The sequence below is a fragment of the Kolteria novifilia genome, from assembly GCA_007748055.1.
Classification (GTDB): domain Bacteria; phylum Planctomycetota; class Planctomycetia; order Kolteriales; family Kolteriaceae; genus Kolteria; species Kolteria novifilia.
Map to the genome: position 1 here is coordinate 5,301,459 of CP036279.1, position 15,149 is coordinate 5,316,607.

At 62.4% G+C, this 15,149-nt stretch carries 11 protein-coding genes; 7 read left to right on the forward strand and 4 right to left on the reverse strand.

Translation table 11 applies throughout. The features are described 5' to 3' along the window. The first annotated feature begins 20 nt into the window (after positions 1-20). Together gatA and gatB are read left to right on the forward strand one after the other, a co-directional pair. A complete protein-coding gene (gatA, locus tag Pan216_RS19445; protein ID WP_145260494.1) occupies positions 21-1,481 on the forward strand; it encodes an Asp-tRNA(Asn)/Glu-tRNA(Gln) amidotransferase subunit GatA in 1,461 nt (486 codons plus the stop codon). A 211-nt stretch (positions 1,482-1,692) separates the two neighbouring features. Continuing rightward, positions 1,693-3,165 (forward strand): Asp-tRNA(Asn)/Glu-tRNA(Gln) amidotransferase subunit GatB, encoded by a 1,473-nt coding sequence (gene gatB, locus Pan216_RS19450; RefSeq protein WP_145260496.1) that lies wholly within the window; start codon positions 1,693-1,695, stop codon positions 3,163-3,165. 191 nt (positions 3,166-3,356) lie between these two features. Here the strand turns inward: gatB and Pan216_RS19455 are convergent, their stop codons facing one another. Continuing rightward, positions 3,357-3,755 (reverse strand): antibiotic biosynthesis monooxygenase family protein, encoded by a 399-nt coding sequence (locus Pan216_RS19455; protein WP_419192744.1) that lies wholly within the window; start codon positions 3,753-3,755, stop codon positions 3,357-3,359. Positions 3,756-3,997: 242 nt separating this feature from the next. On the opposite strand from Pan216_RS19455, the gene Pan216_RS19460 reads away from it, so the two are divergent. Further along, the gene (locus Pan216_RS19460) at positions 3,998-5,188 is read left to right on the forward strand and encodes a right-handed parallel beta-helix repeat-containing protein (protein WP_145260500.1); all 1,191 of its coding nucleotides are present in this window, start codon (positions 3,998-4,000) and stop codon (positions 5,186-5,188) included. Between the two features lie 36 nt (positions 5,189-5,224). Here the strand turns inward: Pan216_RS19460 and Pan216_RS19465 are convergent, their stop codons facing one another. Further along, positions 5,225-6,790 (reverse strand): S10 family peptidase, encoded by a 1,566-nt coding sequence (locus Pan216_RS19465; RefSeq protein WP_419192745.1) that lies wholly within the window; start codon positions 6,788-6,790, stop codon positions 5,225-5,227. 513 nt (positions 6,791-7,303) lie between these two features. Here Pan216_RS19465 and Pan216_RS19470 point away from each other — a divergent pair. The 4 genes from Pan216_RS19470 (at position 7,304) to Pan216_RS19485 (ending at position 13,076) form a co-directional block, all read left to right on the forward strand. Next, a complete protein-coding gene (locus Pan216_RS19470) occupies positions 7,304-8,890 on the forward strand; it encodes a DUF1553 domain-containing protein (RefSeq protein ID WP_419192746.1) in 1,587 nt (528 codons plus the stop codon). A 148-nt stretch (positions 8,891-9,038) separates the two neighbouring features. Further along, complete coding sequence (locus Pan216_RS19475) at positions 9,039-10,307, forward strand: DUF1501 domain-containing protein (RefSeq protein ID WP_419192747.1); 1,269 nt, start codon at positions 9,039-9,041, stop codon at positions 10,305-10,307. Further along, the gene (locus Pan216_RS19480; RefSeq protein ID WP_145260506.1) at positions 10,304-12,058 is read left to right on the forward strand and encodes an EF-hand domain-containing protein; all 1,755 of its coding nucleotides are present in this window, start codon (positions 10,304-10,306) and stop codon (positions 12,056-12,058) included. The genes Pan216_RS19475 and Pan216_RS19480 overlap by 4 nt, the downstream gene beginning before the upstream one ends. A 43-nt stretch (positions 12,059-12,101) precedes the next feature. Then, positions 12,102-13,076 carry a TolB family protein gene (locus Pan216_RS19485; protein WP_419192748.1) on the forward strand — a complete coding sequence of 325 codons (975 nt, stop codon included), beginning with the start codon at positions 12,102-12,104 and terminating at the stop codon, positions 13,074-13,076. Positions 13,077-13,151: 75 nt separating this feature from the next. Here Pan216_RS19485 and Pan216_RS19490 read toward each other — a convergent pair whose 3' ends face one another. Together Pan216_RS19490 and atpC are read right to left on the reverse strand one after the other, a co-directional pair. Further along, positions 13,152-14,555 (reverse strand): sulfatase family protein, encoded by a 1,404-nt coding sequence (locus Pan216_RS19490; protein WP_419192749.1) that lies wholly within the window; start codon positions 14,553-14,555, stop codon positions 13,152-13,154. Positions 14,556-14,746: 191 nt separating this feature from the next. Beyond that, a complete protein-coding gene (atpC, locus tag Pan216_RS19495; protein WP_145260510.1) occupies positions 14,747-15,148 on the reverse strand; it encodes an ATP synthase F1 subunit epsilon in 402 nt (133 codons plus the stop codon). Position 15,149 lies beyond the last annotated feature (1 nt).

Genomic DNA, 15,149 nt, shown 5'->3' on the forward strand with positions numbered 1-15,149 from the left:
TCGCGCCGCGGAAGGAAACGATGACCCTCATTCAGGAATCCGCCACGCGCCTGGTCGACCAGCTCCGCGCGGGCGATGTCAGCGCCGAGGCTGTTACCAGGGCTTTCTGCGACCGCATTGAGGCGGTCGACGACAAGGTCAAGGCCTTTCTTCACTACGATCGCGACGCCGCGCTCGACCAAGCCCGGGCCATCGACAAGAAGCGTCAGAGCGGCGCCAGTGTCGGGAGACTCGCCGGCCTGCCGATCGCCGTCAAGGACATCCTCTGCGCCAAGGGGATGCCGACGACGTGCGCGAGCAAGATGCTCGAAACATTCGTCCCGCCCTACGACGCCCACGTGATCGGCCGGCTGCGTGAAGAAGATGCCGTCTTCCTCGGACGCGTCAATATGGACGAGTTCGCGATGGGCTCTTCCACCGAAAACAGCGCGGTCGCCTCGACACGCAATCCCTGGAACACCGACTGCGTGCCCGGCGGTTCCAGTGGCGGCTCCGCGGCGGCTGTGGCGGCGTGCGAAGCCCCGATCTCGCTTGGCACCGACACCGGCGGCAGCATCCGCCAACCGGCCAGCTACTGCGGCATCGTCGGGCTCAAGCCGACCTATGGCCGCGTCTCGCGCTATGGATTGATCGCCTTCGCCAGCTCGCTCGATCAGATCGGCCCGATGGCCCGAACCGTCGATGATGCCGCGCTCCTGCTCGAATGCATCGCGGGCCACGACCGTCACGACGCCACGTCGGCCAACGAGCCGGTCCCGGAGTACACCAAGGAGATCACCGCGCCGATCAAGGGCCTCAAGGTTGGCATCGTTCCGGATCACTTCGGCGAAGGGCTCGATCCGGAGGTCGAATCCGCCGTCCGTGCCTCGCTCGATGTCCTCAAGGATCAGGGTGCCGAACTCGTCGAGATCGACCTACCCCACAAGAAGTACGGAATCGCGGCCTACTACTTGGTCGCGACCGCCGAGGCCTCAAGCAACCTGGCTCGCTACGACGGCGTCCACTACGGCTTCCGGGCGGAGAACTTCGACGGCCTGATCGACATGTACTGCAAGACCCGCGGTCAGGGCTTCGGCGATGAGGTCAAACGCCGGATCATGCTCGGGACCTTCGCTCTTTCGGCCGGGTATCGCGACGCCTACTACATCAAGGCTCTCCAGGTTCGCCGGCTGATCAAGAACGACTTCGACGCCGCGTTCGCGACCGTCGATGTGATCTGCGCCCCGACGGCGCCGACGCCCGCGTTCAAGATTGGCGAAAAGACCGACGATCCGCTGTCGATGTACTTGAGCGACATCTACACCGTCAGCACGAATCTCGCGGGGATCTGCGGCTTGAACGTTCCGTGTGGTTTCTCGAAGGCGGGCTTGCCGATCGGCCTGCAGATCCAGTCGCCCCCCTTCGGCGAGACCGTCGCGATGCGCGTCGGCCGGGCTTATCAGCAAGCGACCGACTGGCACACCAAGACGCCGAGTCTGTAGGCCCGTAGGGTGGGTCTCGACCCACCATCAAGGTCGACCAGGAAGAAAGAAACCACCGAGGTCGCGGAGAACACAGAGACAGTTGAGAGCGTTCGACCGCGGAAACCCTCTCCGCGAGGGAGAAGGTGACGAGCGACGCAAGTCGGGTGAAGGGTCCAGAGCAGGCAAATGGTGGGTCAAGACCCACCCTACTTGAGACAGAAACATCGCCATGAGCAAACCGTACAAGATCCTGATCGGCCTGGAAGTTCACGCTCAGCTTCAGACCAACACGAAGCTCTTCTCGGGGATGCCGACCACCTTCGGCATGCGGCCGAACTCGCAGACCAGCCCGCTGTGCATCGGCATGCCCGGAACGCTGCCGGTGATGAATAAGCGGGCGTTCGAACTGGCGATGAAGGCGGGACTCGCGTTCGACTGCACCCTCTCGCGATTCACCAAGTGGGATCGCAAGCAGTACTACTACCCCGACCTGCCCAAGGGCTATCAGATCAGCCAGTACGACCTCCCCTTCGCCGAGGGGGGCGCGGTCGACATCACCATCGAGGAAGGGACCAAACGCGTCCGGCTCATCCGCGTCCACCTCGAGGAAGACGCCGGCAAGAACACCCACTCGGACAAGAAGGGGGGCGATTCGCTCGTCGACCTCAACCGCGCCGGTGTGCCGCTGATCGAGATCGTCTCCGAGCCCGACATGGAGACTCCCGAGGAAGCCAAGGCCTACCTCGAAACGGTGCGGACGCTACTTCGCGACCTGGAGGTCTCCGACTGCGAGATGCAGGAGGGAAGTCTCCGCTGCGACGCGAACGTCAACCTCCACATCACCAAGCCCGACGGCACGATCGCCAAGACGCCGATCGTCGAGATCAAGAACATGAACTCGATCCGCGCCGTCGAGCGGGCCCTCTACTACGAGGCCGATCGCCAGTACGAACTGTGGCAGCAGGATGGTAAGGTCATGGGCGAGGCCCCGAAGCAGACGCGTGGATGGGACGATGCCCGTGGCGTGACCATCCCGCAGCGTGAGAAGGAGGAAGCCTCCGACTACCGCTACTTCCCCGAGCCTGACCTGGTGCCGATCGTCATTGACGACGCTTGGATCGAGCGCATCAAGGCGGAGATGGGCGAGACGTCGGGCGATCGCATCGAACGCTACAAGAGCGAGTACGGGCTCTCGGACTACAACGCCGATGTCCTCGTGACCAAGGGACGGGCGGTGTCGGACTACTTCGAAGAACTGCTCGCGCAGAAGGTCGAGCCGAAGGCCGCCGCGAACTGGACGATCAACGACGTCCTCTCGCACGCCGTCGGTCGGGTCAAGACGATCGACGACCTCAACCCCGCCCCGAAGGAACTCGCCGAGTTGATCGGCATGGTGAAGGGGAAGAAGCTCAACCTCAACGACGCCCGCGAGAAGGTGCTGCCCGCGATGGTCGAGTCGGGCAAGTCGGCGCCGGAGATTTCCAAGGAGTTGGGACTCGAGGTCGTCCTCGACACCGGCGCGATTGACGCGGTCTGCGACGAGGTGATCAACGATCCGAAGATGGCCAAGTCAGTCGACGACTTCAAGGGGGGCAAGGAGAAGGCCTTCGGAGCGCTGATGGGCCAAGTCATGCGCCGCTCGCAAGGCAAGTTCCCGCCCGACATGGTCACCAAGACCCTACGAGAAAAACTCACTTCCTAGCGATCGGCCTGTCCTTCGACGTGGGATGCCTTCCCGTAGGTCAGGCTATTGCCTGACACGAATGCCGGATCGTTCTGCTAGTAGCCATCCATTCCGCATGCCCACGCAAGCGATGTTTCCTTTTGAATGCCCACGCAAGCGATGCTTCCTTTTGAATGCCCACGCAAGCGTGGGCATTTCGGCACCCAGAGTCATGCTTTGGGAGTCTCTTTTCGCTCGTCGGTAGACTCCTCGCTCGGCGCGTCGTCGGCATCCTTGCGTTCCTCGAGCGAGGCGACGACTTCGTAACTTTGCACGTCGACCTCGGCGCGTCCGGAGGTGATGTACTGAATCATCTCCGCCCCTTCCGTTTGCCAGAGAGGGCTCGCTTGGCACGCCTCGTGAGCGGCGAGGTTCTGCCACTGAATGTACGAAAGAACCTCGGTTCCATCGTGGCTTCGGTGCTGATGGCAGGAGATGAACCCGGGGAACTTCGAGAAGATGCCGATCGTGCGATAGCTCAACTCGAGGAAGGGCTGCTGATCCTCCGGCGGCATGCGGACCCGCACCATCACCGTGAACAGATTGTCGTCACACGAAATCGACCCCATGATCATTCCTCTCACTGAGCCCATTTGGTTGTCGCCGCGTTCCGGTCTTGGCGTACGATTTTCGCCTCACATCATGAACGTTTCTCGAGGTAGCCCAAGGATCTGGCTCCCCAATCGGGTAGGCTACGCGAGATTCCGCCACCGTCCGGAAGAACCGGAGATTGACCGAGGGAGCTTTGTCGACTAGCATCACGTCATTGACCCGCCTCCGGTGACCTACCCTCCAAAACGAGAGTGATTTCATGAGACATCATCGCGACTTTTTCCTCATCGCCCTCCTCGTCCCGATGACCCTCTCGGCTTGGGCGTCCGCTGAGGACTCAGCCGACTCCGCCCCACCGGTGGCGCTGGACGCCGCCAAGTTCGCGAGCGTACAGGATGCCCTCGACGCGGTTCCGCGCAGTGGCGGGATCGTCCGGCTCCCCCCCGGAACGATCTTGCTCGACAAGCCGCTCGAGATCAAAACCGGCGACACCTGGCTCGCCGGCTCGGGCGCCTCGACGCACCTGAAGAACGTCAACGAGGAGGGACTCCCCGCGATTCGGATCGCTTTCCCGGGAGCGTCCGCCACCAGCAAGACCCCATCGAAGGATCGACTCTGGCGCGTGCAACTCAGCGACCTGCGAATCACCGGCAATCCCAAGAGCGGCCACGGCATCGAAGCCTACTACATCGAGGAAATCTTTCTTCACGGCATCACCGTCAGTCATCACGGTAGGGACGGCATCCATCTCTACGACTGCTACGAGGATCCCCGGGTGAGCGATAGCCTGATCACCTACAACAAGGATCACGGCCTCTACCTCCACGGCAACCACGACATCGTCGTTTCGGGGAACCACTTCGAGGAGAATGGCACCGCGACCCGCTGCGTCGACGGCTTCAACCTCTGCATGACCGGCAACAACATCGACGATCACCTCGGCGACGGGATCGTTATCGAGGACACTTACGGCTCGGTTGTCTCAGGGAACATGATCGAGGAGTGCAAGGGCACGGGCGTCGTCCTCGATCGCGACTGCTACGGAATCACCCTCTCGGCCAACGTCGTCGCCCACAACTTCGGCGGAGGCATCGACCTCCGCGACGCCCACGGCTGTGCCGTCAGCGCCAACACCTTCACCATCGACAAAGGCTTCGGCCTCTCGATCGGACCGGGAAGCGGCCGACTCACCGTCACGGGCAACAACTTCTCCGACACCTATGTCGGCGGCAAGCTCAAGCGGACGGGAAGCAACAAGAACGAATCGGACATGAACGAGGCCGCCGGCATCCTCCTCGACGGCGTCCACGATATCGCGATCGTCGGAAATCTCTTCGCGGGTCTCGTCACCCAGCCGGTCACCGAGGGCGCGACCAAGTCCGAAGGCATCCTCTTCGAGAACAATGTCGTCGTGGGAACATCGGCGAAGAAGGCGACGCCGCGGAAGTAGTCCGGCGAGTTCTTCGATGCGCTCCGCTGAGGATGCTTACTTCGCTCGCTTCGTCTCCGATGCGGGTTTGCCGGCGCCGACCGACTCGTCGTAGAAGCGAGCGAGGTCCTTCTTGAGCTTCTTCAGCGACGGTTCATGAACGTACATCATGTGCCCGGCCTCGTAGGTCTCGATCACGAAGTTCTCGCGAAGCTCCTTCGGGAGACCGAGATGGCCCAGGGAGTGCTTCATCCCCAGGACCGGAGTCGCCAGATCGAAGTAGCCGCACGCGGCGAAGACCTTGAGCGACGGGTTCTTCGCGATCGCGGTCGCCAGCGCGTCGGTCGCGGCGACGTAGCGGTTGCGGAAGTCGTCGTAGTTCCACGCCAACGGCTTGATGACTTCGTAGGGAATCTCCTGGTCGACCTTGAGTTGGGAACGAAGGTAGTCCTTGATCGTCGACGAAAAGGCTCCGAAGATCGCCGAGGCGCTCGGGTCGTAGTGCCCAAGCGAACCGCTGCCGCGCGTGCCGACAAAGCGGCTGTCGAATCGACCGACCGTCTTTCCCTTCTCCCGCAGGAGCTCTCGACCGAACTGGTACATCGGCAAGCGAAGATTCGCCTCGTCGATCGTCTCGGAGTCGATGCCCGTCAGCCGGGACATCTTCGCGATGATCGACTCGCGATCCTTCTCCGAGAGCGCATCCCCCTTCAGTAGTGCCAACGCGTAGTCATTGAGCGCGAACTCCTCGGCTTCGGCGACGGCCTTGGGAAGACTCGCTTGCAATTTGTCATCGAGTTGGCCATGAAACCAAGCCGTCGCGGTGTACGACGGAAAGAAGGTGACGTAGGGAAGATCGTTCGTCGCCCCAAAGAGGATCGTCTGGAAGTCGAGCACCGCCGAGATCAGGACGATGCCGTTCATCTCCATGTGAAAGCGATCTTGCAGGTACTCGGCGAGGCCCGCCACGCGCAGTCCGCCGTAACTCTCTCCGAGGAGGAACTTCGGCGATAGCCAACGGTTGTTCCGGGTCGTGTAGAGCCGGATGAACTCGCCGACCGACTGCAAGTCTTCGCGGTAGCCGTGAAACTGTTGCCGCTTCTCCCCTTCCTCGGGCCGGCTGAACCCCGTGCTGACCGGATCGACGAAGACGAGGTCGGACTTGTCCAGCAGCGAGTAGGGATTCTCGACCAGTTCGTAGGGAGGCGCCGTCGGCCGCGGTTCGGCGTTCAGCTTCACCCGCACCGGCGCCAGCATGCCCAGATGCAGCCAAACCGACGAGGAGCCCGGCCCCCCGTTGAAACAGAAGGTCAACGGCCGTTGCCGGTCCTCGCCCGCCCCTTTCTTCGCATCCTTGGTGTAGGCGATGAAGAAGATCGACGCCTTCTTCTTGTCGTCCCCTCCCTTGATGGGCAACGAACCGGCGGTGACGGTGTAAGCGATCTCCCGGCCCGCGATCGTCGCGCGATGCTTGGTGACCGAGAGGTCCTCCTTCTGGGTCGTCTCCGGTTTCTTCGGTTTGGGAGACTTCTTCTCCTTGGTCTCTTCCGCCGCCTGGAGGCCCGGAAGGTTAAGTCCAATCATCATCAACAGCCAGAGAGCCAGTCGAACGCGTGCGTTCACGTCGGTACCTCGTTCGTCAGTTGGGATGGGGGCGAACCTCCATCGGCGAGGGTCAAACATCCCACGCTTCGAAATCGTTCGCTCCGTCAGCCCCAAGATCGGGAAATGGTCGGCGAAGAGTTACATGCCTGGGGAACGTTTTAGCGGTTCGTTCCCCCAGTCAAGAGAGGGACGAGCAATCACCTGGCAGCGGCACGGTTCGCGGCTCGCCCACTGGCTCGCGCGTCGGGCGAAACTCGCCGAGCGATGATTCCGTTCGATGGCCTTCTGAAAGAATGGATGATTGCGTCACGAAGTGGGCCTGTTAGACTACACGAACCGACAGGCCCATCGACAATACTTGCGGATGCGTTCGGAGGGAACTTCTCTTCCCGCGGACACGTCCAAACAAGCGACCATGTCCATTTCGTTGAACGAGGGCGACGTCGGGATCCGAGGCCTTCTGTTGAAGCCACTCGCGTTGGTCGAGCGCTTTCGTGTTCTCGTTCAGCATTAGCTCATGGGGAGACACCCATGTCGGCAAGACGACACCTCCTTCAACGGTCGTTGGCACTGACGGCCCTGATGCTCACTTCGGCCCTTCCCGCGTTCGCCGAGGTCCAGAAGGTTCGTTCCGATGCCGCGGACGCGCAGCGGCTAAGCGAAGAAATCGACGAGCATATCGCCTCCCTTTGGGAAGAGACGAAGGCCGTTCCTTCCGAGCCGGCCGACGACGCCGAGTTCCTGCGCCGCGTCCACCTACACGTGGGCGGTTGCATCCCGTCGATCTCCGAGGTCCGCACGTTTCTCGCCGACCGGAGCCCAGGCAAGCGAGCGCGCGTCGTCGAGGAACTGCTCGACGGTCCCGGCTACGTCGCCAACTTCTCGCTCTTCTGGCGGGAAGTGATGCTTCCCGAGATCGACTCCGACTTTCAGTTTCAACGATTCCGGTTGGGCTTCGAGTTGTGGCTTCAAGAACAGCTTCGCGAGAATACCTCCTACGACGTGCTCGTCCGACGAATCCTTTCCTCCGGATCGGCTTTACCCAACCAACGGGCCCAGGGTTCCTTTCTTCCCGTGAGTTCTCCGCGTGCCTTCTATCAGGTCAAGCAGGGCAAACCCGAGAACCTCGCCGCGGCCACCGCACGCACCTTTCTCGGCGTTCGCATTGAGTGCGCCCAGTGCCACCATCATCCCTTCGACAACTGGAAACAGGATCAGTTCTGGTCCCTCGCCGCCTTCTTCGGCGGTTCGTCGACCAAGGACGGCGAGCGCAAGATCGCGATTCCCGAGACCAAACGCGAAGTGGTCGCCCTCTATCTCGACGGCAGTGCACCCGAGTGGAGCGAGCAGACCGATCCACGACTGACGTTGGCCGACTGGGTCACCTCCCACGAGAACCCCTACTTCGCCCGCGCCGCCGTCAACCGGCTCTGGGGGCACTTCTTTGGCGTCGGCATCGTCGATCCCGTCGACGACTTCTCCGACCTGCATCCGCCCAGTCATCCGGAGATACTCGATCGGCTCGCCGAGGAATTCGTCGCCCACGACTACGATCTGAAGTTTCTGATCCGGGCCATCACCTCGAGCAAGACTTATCAGCTCTCCAGCCGCCGTACCGATCCGTCACAGGACGATCTACGTATCCTGGCTCGGATGCCGATCCAAGGGCTCACCGCCGATCAGATTTATGACAGCCTCTCTCAAGCCACCGGGATGCGGCAAGCTGTTCTTCCCCGAAACGTCGTCTTCTTTGGCGGAGTCGACGGCAGGCGCACGTCGTTTCGCGCGGCCTTCGCCAATGCCAGCGACGCCAAGACCGAGCGGGAGTCGACGATCCTGCAAGCCCTCGCCCTCATGAACGGGCCGTTCACCACACTCGCCACCGATCTCCGCAATAGCCAGACGTTGACGGCCGTGATTCAGTCCCCCTTCTTCACGACCAAGGAGCGGATCGAGACGCTCTACCTCGCAGCCCTCTCGCGCGAGCCCCGTCCCGACGAGCTAAGCCGACTGGTCACCTACGTCGACCAAGCGGGACCGGGAACCAATCGACAAGCGGCATTGGCGGACATCTTCTGGGCCCTGCTCAATAGCAGCGAGTTTCTACTCAATCACTAAGACCGCGCCGGCCGGGAGACACCCTCGGACCGCGATCACGTTGGAGAGCACCACGATGTCAAGAAGTCTCGCACGACGGACCCGACGAGGGGACCTCACCCGGCGCGAGTGGCTGAGTTTTTGCGCCGCGGGGACGCTGGGGGCATCGATGTCTGGCTGGCTTCCGGCGCTCGCGGCCGACGGCTCGCACCATCCCGATCGCAAGCGGGCGTGCATCTTGTTGTGGATGTCGGGCGGCGCCAGTCAGACCGACACGTTTGACATGAAACCGGGGCATGCCAACGGTGGGCCTTTCAAGGAGGTCGCCACCTCCGCCACAGGATTGCGGTTCAGCGAGCACTTGCCGCATCTGGCCAAGATGGCCGAGCACCTCGTCCCGATTCGCTCGATGAAGACCAAGGAGGGCGATCACCTGCGGGCGAGCCAGGTGATGAAGACCGGCTATCCCGCGCAGGGGCCGATCTCCTACCCGACGATGGGCTCGCTGCTGAGTAAGGAACTCGCCTCGCCCGAGGTCGACCTGCCGAGCTTTGTCAGCATCGCCCCCAATCAGTTCTTGGGATCGACGGCCAACAGCCCGGGATTCCTCGGCCCCAAGCATGCGCCCCTCGTCGTCGGCAACGGCGTGCCGATGGTGCAAAATCAGTTCAACGACGCGATGCTCAAGGTGCAGAATCTCGACGCTCCTCGTGGCGTCGACTTGGTTCGAGCGAACGCTCGGCTCGGACTGCTCGATCACCTCGAGGAAGATTTCGCCTCGGTTCGCCCCGGCATCCCGACCAACAGTCACCGCACCGCCTACGAACAAGCGGTGCGCATGATGCGGTCCTCGGCGATCGAAGCGTTCGACCTCGGCAACGAGACGGACCAACTCCGCGACCGCTACGGGCGGAACATCTTCGGGCAAAGTTGCCTGCTCGCCCGACGGCTCGTCGAACGCGGCGTCCCCTTCGTGGAAGTGGCGCTCAATGGTATCAACGGGTCGCAAGCCTTCGGGTGGGATACCCATCGCAACAACTTCGACATCGTCAAGAACCTGTGCGGCGTGCTCGATCCGGCATGGGCCACGCTCATCAACGATCTGAAGACGCACGACCTCCTCGACTCGACGCTCGTCGTCTGGATGGGCGAGTTCGGACGGACGCCGATCATCAACAACGGCAAGGGACGCGACCACTTTCCCGCGGCATGGACGACGGTGCTCGCCGGTGGTGGCGTTCGCGGCGGACAGGCCTACGGCAAGACGAGCAAGGATGGTGGCGGCGTCGTCGAGAACCCCGTCAGCGAAGCCGACCTCATCGCCACCATCTGCCACGCTCTCGGCATCGATCCGATGGACCAGAACATGTCCAACGTCGGTCGCCCCATCCGCATCGCCGATCCCGACGCCAAACCGATCGAGGAGATCCTGTCGTGAGTCCCATCCTCGTTCCCTTGTTCCTGCTTGCCATTCCCGGGGCGTCGTCCGAACCCGAGCCGGGGACGAACGTCTTCTACATCGCGTCGGATCGCCTGCTGACGATTCGCTTCGTCATCACCGACAATGGCCAACCCTATCAGAAGCGATGGGAGACCTATCTCGACGAGCTTTTCGAAGAGCACGACGCCAACAAGGACGGAACCCTGACGGGCAAGGAAAGTGATTTCCTCCCTTCGCGCCGCCTGCTCCAAGCGGTCGGTGTGATTCCCGGCGGCTCTCAACGTTCGGCCTCGCTGTTGATGCAGCGGCCATCGATGCCCAAGACACTGACGCGGGCTCAACTCGGCCGTTACTTCGAGAGACTGGAATTTCGCCCCTTCCGCGTGGCGATCGAATCGGTCGAGCCGACGCAGCCCGCCCAGCCGACTGTCATCAACGGGCAATTCAACCTCCCCGGCGTGGGGGAAGCGTTCTTCCGTCTGGTCGACGTCGACGGCAATCGGAAGTTATCGGAAGAGGAACTTCAAGGAATCGCCCACTCCCTGCGCAAGTTCGATCTCGACCGCGACGAGACGATCGCCATCTCGGAAATGGCACCGCAATCCCAAGTTCAACAACCGGCTCGGATTCGCCGGCGGAACCGATCGGCCTCTCTTCCCCCCTTCGCGAGCCTGGCAACTGGCATCTCCTCGCGCAGTCTCGTGACGCAGATGATGGACAGGTTCGATGGAAGTCAGAATGGCACGATCGACTATGTCCTCGACCAGAAGGAGCTTGGGCTCAGCGACGAAAGGTTCCAAGCGCTCGACAAGGATCGCGATGGACATCTCAATCGACGGGAAGTGACGGCGTTTCTCGAGAACGCCCCGCCCGACCTCGAAGTCTCGATCCGATTGGGAAAACGTCCCGACGAGGTGCCCCTAATGGGATTTCACTCGGAGGACGAGTTGGCGCGGTCCGTTGACGTCTCGGAGACCGAGACGCGCGGAACGTTCAACATCGGCAGCGTCGAGATCGTGGTGGAACTTCAATCGCTCGGCATGCTCGAATCCTCTCCCGAGTCGAAAGCGACCCGCATCAAGTTGGAGCTCGAAAGCACCTTCAAGCAAGCCGACAACGACAGCAACGGCTACATCGACGTCCGAGAGGCCCGCGGCCTGGGCAAGTTCGGACCGCTCTTTCGCGAACTCGACACCGATCGCGATCGCAAGCTGTTCGCCGAGGAGTTCCTCGCGGGAGCGACGCCCGCGATGTCGATCGCAGCGCACAACCTCGTCTTGACGATCTCCGGGGGTGGGCTCGACTTCTTCCGGCTCCTCGACACGACGGCCGACTCGCGCATCACGAGGCGTGAGCTGGGTGCCGTGGCCAGTCGAGCATCGCGTTGGGATCGCAACAACGACGGACAGGTCTCGGCCGACGAGATTCCGAAACAATTCCAAGCGACCATCGGTCTGGTCCACACTGGTCCATCCGTCCCAGCCAATGCCGTCCGGGGGGTGACCGTGGGCGGCATGAGTCGGCCGCAATCGGCGGCGTCCGGCCCCACCTGGTTTCGCAAGATGGACCGCAACGGCGACGGCGATGTCTCGCGCCGAGAGTTCCTTGGCGGCGAAGAGGACTTTCGCCGACTCGACCGCGATGGAGACAACCTTCTCAACGGGGAAGAAGCGACCGCCGAACCCGACGCGGCCCCCGACCCGCTCACCACCCTCAACGATCTCTTCAACAGCCTGTTCGTCAATTAGCTAGTAGGGAAACGATTCGATGTCCAACCTTGGAAGGAGCATCATGGTGACACGAGATGGTCATTGCTCGCCTGGTGGCTGGCTGCCGCTGCTGGCCGTCGGGATGGCGCTCGTCGTGACGGGAAGCCCTCTTGCCCAAGAGAAGAGAGAGACTCCCACGACCCTCATCCATCTCACCGATCCGGATGGCTCCGATCCGAAACCGCTCGCCGACCTGCCGGAGTTCCGCTTTCAGGGCTCGCCCGCGTGGTCACGGGACGGCACGCGCGTCGCGTTCGACGCCTGGCAGCCGCAGTACGGCGAAACCAACAGCGACTCGCAAATCGTCATCGTCGATGCCAATGGGAAGAACCCGCGTGTCCTGATCGACGGGGCGATGCCCAGCTTTTCGCCGCGTGGCAAGCGGATCGCCTTTTCGCGATATTCGCCCAACCGGGGCGTCTGGGTCATGAACGCCGAGGATCCTGAGAAGGAACTCGTTCTCTTGGACGAATCGGGCTGGAGCGCCGACTGGTCACCCGACGGCAAGAGCATCGCGTACACGAAATACGGCAGCAGCGGGGCGAACATCATCGTCTTCGATCTCGTCGAGGGGGACCGCCGCTTTCTCTTCGACGAAGCCCAGTCGCCCTACCGGGGAATCTACTGGAACATCTGCTGGTCACCCGACAGCAAGCGGATTGTCTACCGGGCGATTGGCCAAGACGGCCAGCAGGAGATCGGCGTTGTCAACGCGGAGTCACCGAGTCAGGACTATGTCACGCTGCTCAAGGGGAAGGCCGCCAGCGGCATGGGCTGGAGCCCCGACGGGAAGCGCGTCCTCGTGAGTCGCCGTGATCCGGAGCGGAAGGTGACGCAACTCTACTCGCTCGACGCCGACAAGCCATCGGCGCCGGAGCGACTGAAAGGCCAAGACCCCGAGGCCCATCTCACCGATTTCGCCTTCGCCCCCGACGGAAAGAGTCTCGCGGTGAGCGTCCGCAAGCCGGCGCCGGCGAAGGACAAGGCGAAGAAGTAGACGATCGAGGGCGAAACAGTTGGTCGCGGAGCGGTTCGTCGATGAGCGAGTCCGGCCACTCGCCAGTTCATCGGTTCAGTGCGACGTCAACGTCTTGGCGTCCTCGACATGACCCGGCTTTCGCGTGCCCTCTCCCTCACGCGCGCCGTCACCGAGGTCTTGGCGGCACTGGTCGAGCAACGACTTCAGTTGAGCGACAACGTCGGGATGCTTGGCCGCGACGTTGGTGGTCTCGCCGATGTCGTCGCGCAGGTGGTAGAGTTCGGCCGGCATCGGCTTCGCACGCATCTTATTTCCCCGGTTGACGAAGAGCTTCCAGTCACCGCTGCGAACCGCGTCGAGCTGGTCGCGGTAGTAGTAGAAGTAGGCCTCGTGCGGCGTCTTCGCGCCCGGCTTGCCCGCCAAGAGTGGCCAGATGTCCTTGCCATCGATGATTCGGTCCGACGGCATCATCGCCCCGGTGAGGTCGGCGATCGTCGGCAGCAGGTCCATCGTCGTGGCCATCTCCGAGCACGTCGTCCCGGCGGGAATCTCCCCCGGCCACCACGCGATCATCGGCACCCGATGGCCCCCTTCCCAGGTTCCCCCCTTCCCGCCACGCAGCGGCTTGTTGCTCGCTCCCCAACGGACCGCTCCCCCATTGTCGGAGGTGAAGATCACCAGCGTCCGATCGGCGATGTCGAGCTTCTCGAGCGTGTCCAAGAGGACGCCGGTCGACCAATCGATCTCCTCGACCGCGTCGCCCCAACGACCATTGGCGGACTTGCCGAGAAAGTCCTTCGACGCGGCCTGCGGCGCGTGGGGCATCGTGTGCGGAAAGTAGAGAAAGAAGGGCCCGTCCTTGCGCTCACCGATGAAGCGAACCGCTTCCTCGGTGTAGCGTTTGGTGAGTTCCCCCTGATCGGGTTCGGTCTCGATCACCTTCTCTTGCCGCATCAACGGCAGCGGCGGATAGCCCCGTTCCGGCTTCCAGAGTCCCATGTCATTCGAGAAGGGAATGCCGAAATAGGTGTCGAAGCCTTGCCGGGTCGGTAGGAACTCCGGTTGGTCGCCGAGGTGCCACTTGCCGACGCACGCGGTGGCGTAACCGAGCGGCTTGAGGAGGTCGGCGATCGTGATCTCTTCGGGGTTCAGGCCCCGTTTGTTGCCGGGAAAGAGGACCCACTTCCCCTCATCATTGAGGTGCAGTCCGACTCGTCTCGGGTAGCAGCCGGTCATCAGCGACGAGCGTGACGGCGAACAGACACCACTACTGACGTAGAAGTCGGTGAAGCGACGTCCCTGCTTCGCCATGCGATCGAGATTCGGCGTGCGGTGTTTGGTCGATCCGAACGGACCGATGTCGTTGTAGCCCAGATCGTCGCAGAAGATGATGATGACGTTCGGATGCTCTGGCGCGGCGAAGGCGACTCGCACCCCAAGGAGGAGTCCCGCCAAGACAAAGAGCACGCCCATCGCGCCGGTCCCGATCAATCGCATCACGGATTCCCTCGATACATCTACTCCCCTTGTGCCCTTGCCATCGAACGATCATCGACGCTTGGGTTGAGAGGATGGAAGATTGCCCCCAAGGGCCCGAGTGTAGTCTCGAGCGCTCACGCAAGCAACGATCGACAGGGAGGAAACGCGCCCGGACTCGCGGGCGCGGGGAAGGAGAACTCAAGCGGGAATCAGTTGACCCGCTTGATGAGGCGAAGCTGGCTGCGAGCTCGCGTGAGCTCCTTGGCCTTCATGGTCATCGCCTCCTCGGTGGTGGCGACTTCGGCGTTGACTTCGGCCAAGTGCTTGTTGACGTCTTCGGCGTCGAGATCCTCGACCTTGATCGCCCGGGACGTGAGGATGGTCACGACGTTGGAGCGGACCTGACCGAACCCGCCGTCGACGTAGTAGCGATCGGTCGTGCCGTCCTTGTCGCGGATCCGTAGCTCTCCCGGACCAAGCCGAGCGACCAACGGAGCGCGATTGGGATAGACGCCGACTTCACCATCGAAGGCGGGAAACGCGACGAACGCCGCTTCGCGCTCGAGGACAATCTTTTCGGGCGTGACAACCACGCACTGAACGCGAGCCATG